We start from the raw sequence: 598 nt of genomic DNA, 5'->3' as shown, positions 1-598 counted from the left end.
CTAATCGGCCAATAGCCGCGGGTTATGCCGCGTTCTACCGGCAGGGGAGTCGGGGAGAGTGACGTTAGCTATCGGAACAGACTCGGTTCGGTCTCTGGACCCCGCGATCGATCCTGACAACGAGCACGCAGCCATCCGCGCTGCCGTTCGCTGCGATCATCAGGCCCTCACCATTTCCCGAACAGTATCAAGCCCGGTCGACGTCCATAGTGCCGGTTACCTCGTAGACGCCGAACAGTTCCGTCTCTGTGATCTGTGCGGTTATCTCGTCGCCCTCGCTGATGTCCTCGTCTTCGACGTCCGCAACGAAAGTGACCGCCTCGATTGGGTCCCGCCTCACGAACGCCCATACGAGTTCCAACAGCGAGGGATGGCCACCGCGGCGACAGACCAGGACGCCACGCGATGCAGCCAGTTCCGCTAAGGCCGGTTCGAGATCGTGCTCGGCGAGTTCGTCTGGTGGAATGACACGCAGTACGTCGCCGTGAAACGTCTCTGACACAGCGGTAGTCTGTGGCGTAGCAGGAAGGTGGTGTCGGTCGATCTCCGAGTGTTGATGCTGTCTGCCGGACGTCCGTGACGTATTGCAGCACTCCAG

General features: G+C 60.9%; 1 protein-coding gene. It reads right to left on the bottom strand.

What is annotated here, in order from left to right; all coding sequences use genetic code 11:
- Positions 1-187: 187 nt before the first annotated feature.
- A partial coding sequence (locus tag DEQ92_RS21485; protein WP_342764758.1) for a hypothetical protein occupies positions 188-598 on the bottom strand: 411 nt, incomplete at its 5' end.

The organism is Haloferax sp. Atlit-6N, from assembly GCF_003383195.1.
Classification (GTDB): domain Archaea; phylum Halobacteriota; class Halobacteria; order Halobacteriales; family Haloferacaceae; genus Haloferax; species Haloferax gibbonsii.
Note: the sequence above shows the minus strand (reverse complement) of the source record. Positions and strands in the feature narration are given on the sequence as shown.